The 4,748-nt window shown below is 74.6% G+C and carries 2 protein-coding genes; one reads left to right on the top strand and one right to left on the bottom strand.

All coding sequences use genetic code 11. The annotated features are described in order from the left end of the window. Window positions 1-132 precede the first annotated feature (132 nt). Window positions 133-4,092 (bottom strand): type VII secretion protein EccCa, encoded by a 3,960-nt coding sequence (gene eccCa, locus KS423_RS38800; protein WP_374120114.1) that lies wholly within the window; start codon window positions 4,090-4,092, stop codon window positions 133-135. Between the two features lie 248 nt (window positions 4,093-4,340). On the opposite strand from eccCa, the gene KS423_RS38795 reads away from it, so the two are divergent. Beyond that, the coding region (locus KS423_RS38795) for an EsaB/YukD family protein (RefSeq protein ID WP_263455699.1) at window positions 4,341-4,748 on the top strand (408 nt) is incomplete at its 3' end.

The raw sequence follows: 4,748 nt of genomic DNA, 5'->3' as shown, positions 1-4,748 counted from the left end.
CGGCGGCGAGCAGCAGCAGCGTCCGCGGCTCGGCCCGCACGGGCGCCAGCGCCTCGGCCAGTCCGTCCGCCTCCGCTCCGGGCGGGGCGATCACGTAGTGCGGGCCGAGCGCCCGCAGCGTCGCGGCGCCCATCACTCCCCCTCCGCCAGCTGCCCGGTCTGCACCTGCACCGTGCGCCGCCGGGTGATGTACAGGCCGCGGCCGGTCGGGAACGCCTTCGGCCTGACGTTGCCGAACAGGTAGCCCTCCGACGGCGGGCAGGACATCAGCAGTGCGGGCGAGTTGACCTCCTGCAGCTTGCGCACCAGCGGGTCGCCGAGCGCCCGCCCGATGCCGTTGGCGCCGCGCGCGACGACCAGGTGGAGGCCGATCTCGGCACCCTGCGCCAGGTCCTCCAGCAGGGCGGCGAAGGGGTGGCTGCCGCCGCCCGAGCCGACCAGGTCGTAGTCGTCGACGAGGATGAACAGCTCGGGGCCGGTCCACCAGTCGCGCTCCCTGAGCCGGGAGGGCGCGATGTCCGCGGGCGGGATGCGGTTCTTCATCGCCCGGGAGGCGCCGTCCACGATCTGGCGGAGCTTGTCGACGGCCACCGCGTAGCCGAGGCGGTACTCCTCGGGCACCGCGTCGTACAGGCCGCGCCGGTAGTCGACGAGCATGATCCGGGCCTCGGCCGGGGTGTAGGCGGTGGTGATGGCCTTGATCATCAGCCGCAGCAGGTTGGTCTTGCCGGACTCGCTGTCGCCGACCACCAGCAGGTGCGGGTTCTCCTCGAAGTCGTGCCACAGCGGCGAGACCTCGGTCTCCTCCAGGCCGATCGGCACCCGCAGCCGGCCCTCGGGGGCGGGCAGCCGGGCCGCGTCCAGGGTGAGCGGGAGCATCCGGACCTCGGGGGCGCGCGGCCCGGTCCAGTGCGCGGCGACCGCGTCGACCAGGTCGGCGACGCCCTCACCGAGGTCGTCGGTGCGCCCGGATCCGTCGATCCTGGGCAGCGCGGAGAGGAAGTGCAGCTGCTCGTCGGTCAGGCCGCGGCCGGGCAGCTTGGGCACCTTGGCGGCGGCCCTCATGTTGATCACGGAGTCGACGGAGTCGCCGAGGCGCAGCTCGAAGCGGGTCTGCAGCTGGTCGCGCAGACCGCCGGCGATCTCGCCCCAGCGGGTGGTGCCGATGACCAGGTGGACGCCGTAGTTGAGGCCGCGCTGGGACATCAGGGTGAGCGGCTGGACCAGGTCGTTGAACTCCTGGCGCAGGGTGTTCCAGCCGTCGACCACCAGGAAGACGTCGCCGTGCGCCTCGTCGGGCAGCTCACCCGCGGCCCGGCGGCGGCGGAAGGACGCGACGGAGTCGATGCCCAGCTCGGCGAAGTACTGCTCCCGGCGGGTGATGATCCCGTTGACCTCGGCCACGGTCCGCAGCACCCGCTCACCGTCGTGCCGGCCGGTGACCCCGCCGACGTGCGGCAGGCCGCGCAGCGCGGAGAGCGTTCCGCCGCCGAAGTCCAGGCAGTAGAACTGGACTTCGCGCGGGGTGTGGGTGAGCGCCAGGCCGGTGATCAGGGTGCGCAGCATGGTGCTCTTGCCGCTCTGCGGGGCGCCGGCGACGCCGACGTGGCCGCCGGCGCCGGAGAGGTCGGCGGTGAGCAGGTCGCGCAGCTGGTGGAAGGGGCGGTCGACCACGCCGACCGGTACGCCGAGGACGCCGTGGCGGGCACCGTCCTCGGTGGTGAGGCCGCGCTCGGGGTGCGGGACGAGCGGCGGCAGCAGCTCGTCGAGGGTGGGCGGGACGTCCAGCGGCGGCAGCCAGACCCGGTGGGCGGGCGGCCCGGCGTCACGCAGCCGGCCGGCCGCGATCTCCAGCAGCGAGCCGGCCGGGGTCTGCTCCTCCTCGGTCTCGGTCTCCGCCACCGGCCGCCGGCGGGGCATCACGTAGTCCGTGCCGTACGCGACGACCTGCCCGGCGATGGCGGCCTGCTGGGCGGCACGGCGCTTGGGGCGGTACGGGCCGGAGACGTAGGCGGCCTTGAACCGGGTGAGGGTGGAGATGTCGCTGCGCAGGAAGCCGTTGCCGGGCTGGGAGGGCAGCTGGTAGGCGTCCGGGACGCCGAGCACGCCGCGGCTCTCCATGGCGGAGAAGGTGCGCAGGCCGATCCGGTACGACAGGTGGGACTCCAGCGCGCTCATCCGGCCCTCGTCGAGCCGCTGCGAGGCCAGCAGCAGGTGCACGCCGAGCGAGCGTCCGAGCCGGCCGACCATCACGAAGAGCTCCATGAAGTCCCGGTGCGCGGACAGCAGTTCGCTGAACTCGTCGACCACCACGAACAGCGTGGGCAGCGGGCGCAGCACGGTGCCGGCGGCGCGCGCGGTCTCGTACTCCAGCAGCGAGGCGTAGCCGGCCTCGCGCAGCACCTCCTGGCGGCGGACGAGTTCGCCGTGCAGGGCGTCGCGCATCCGGTCGACCAGGGCGGCCTCGTCGGCCAGGTTGGTGATCACGGCGGAGGTGTGCGGCAGGGCGTCCAGGCCGAGGAAGGTCGCGCCGCCCTTGAAGTCGACCAGGACGAAGTTGAGCACCTCGGAGGAGTGGGTGACGGCGAGCGCCAGCACCAGGGTGCGCAGCAGCTCGGACTTGCCGGAGCCGGTGGCGCCGATCAGCATGCCGTGCGGGCCCATGCCGCCCTGGGCGGACTCCTTGAGGTCCAGGTCGACGGGCCGGCCGTCCGGGCCGAGGCCGAGCGGCACGCGCAGTCGCTGCGGGATGCCGCGCTGGGCCCAGAGCGCCTCGACGTCGTGGGCGTGCAGGTCGGGGATGCCGAGCAGGGCGGTGAGGTCGAAGTCGGTGGCGAGCGGCTCGGCGGCGTCGACGCCGTCGGCGATCCGGTAGCGGGCGAGCCGGGCGGCCAGGCGGGTCACCGCGGCCAGGCCGAGCGCGTCGGGCCGACCGAGGTCGGTGACGACGTCCTTGCGGTTGCGGTCGGCACCGACCATGGTGAGCCGGCCGTCCTCGATCCGCAGCCGCAGGGTGGTGCGGGCCGGGCGCCACTCCAGGGAGTCGGCGAGGTCGATCAGGACGGCGTTGCGGTAGCCGGTCAGCGCGGCGCGGCTGCCGGTGTGCGCGCCGGGGCCGTCCAGAACCAGGACGGTGAACGGCTCGTCCCGGTCGGGCACGGCGTCCGGCTCGTAGCCGGGGCGGCCGGTGAACTCCTCGCCGAGCAGCTGCTCGACCTCGCCGAGGCTCCCGGCGACCAGCCGGACCGGGCCGGCGCCGTCGGTGTCGGTCGGGTGCAGGGCGTGCGGCAGCCACTTGGCCCACTCCCACGCGTCCCGCCGCTCGGCGTCGGTGACGACGGCGACGCGCAGCTCGTCCGGGCCGTGCACCACGGCGAGCTGGGCGAGCACCGCCCGCACCAGCGCGCGGGCGGCCTCGGGGTCGTCGGAGCGCAGCAGCAGGTGGGCGAAGCCGCGCAGGTGGATCGCCATCGGCTGGTCGGCGAGCGTGCCGTAGGCGTGGATGAAGCGGCGCAGCGCGTGGGCGCAGAGCGGCTCCAGGTCCTCCACCGGCTTGGTGGCCAGCGGAGCGAGCGGGGTGGCCAGGCGCTGGGCGCCGAGCGCGATCCGGACGTCGCTGAAGTCGGGGTGGGCGGCCCGCCGCTCCCACAGCCGGGTGGTGCCGACCAGTGCGCCCAGCTCGGCCGGCTCCGGGTGCCGCCAGGCCAGGGCCTTGCGCTGGGCGTCGATCGAGCGGCGCACCTGACGGCGCATCTGGGAGAGGTAGCGCAGGTAGTCGCGCCGCTCGGCGCGCAGCTGCTGCTTGCGGTCGCTGGAGCCGCGGATCAGCTGGGTGACCAGCATGCCGACGGCGGACAGCGCCATCATGCCCATCGCGACGTAGCTGAGCATGCCGCCGCCCTCGCCGCCGCCGGGGTGCAGGAACATGAACACCATCGACAGCGAGCCGAGCGCCATCGGGGCCATGCTGATCACACTGGCCATCCCGCTCTGCTTCTCCGGCAGGCCCGGCGGCTCCTGGAGCTGGATCTCGCCGTCCGGCATCTCGGGCCCCGGACGCCGGGGCGTCCGGTTGATCAGCTCCACGCTCACTCAGGGCTCCTCACTGAGACGGGCTGCTCACCGTCCCGGGCTGCTCACGGAGGACGGGCGCCGCACTTTCAGGCTCCCCACCGCGGCGCCCGTCCCGTTCAGACCCACGGACGGCGCAGGGCCCCGGGTTCACGGCGCCGGTTGAACGCGACGCGCCGGGCAGGCCGTTCATCCGGGCGGAGAAACGGACCACCCCACCGAACCGGAGGACCGGCGTGAGCAGCAGTGTCGTGGCAGGACTGTGCCGATTGAGGTTCCACGCGCCGGGGACGGCCTTCGAGCTGGCCGTCCCCGCCGACGTGCCCCTGGCCGACCTGCTGCCCGCCGTCCTCGGGCACGCCGGCCCCGAGCTCGCCGAGGAGGGCCTGGAGCACGGCGGCTGGGTGCTCCAGCGGCTCGGCGAGGAGCCGCTGGACGAGGAGCGCACCCCCGAGGCGCTCGGGCTGCACGACGGCGACGCGCTGTACCTGCGGGCCCGCCACGAGGCCCTGCCGACGGTGCACTTCGACGACCTGGTGGACGGCGTCGCCACCGGCGTGCACGAGCGCGGAGACACCTGGCGCCCGGCCCTCACCCGGGTCCTGTCCCTGGCCCTGGCGCTGACCGCGCTCGCGGCCGGCTGGGTGCTGCTCGCCCTGCCCGGTCCGGCCGCCCCC

Origin of the sequence: Streptomyces sp. LS1784 (genome assembly GCF_020103755.1) — a bacterium.
GTDB lineage: Bacteria > Actinomycetota > Actinomycetes > Streptomycetales > Streptomycetaceae > Kitasatospora.
This window is presented reverse-complemented; position numbering and strand designations above follow the sequence as displayed.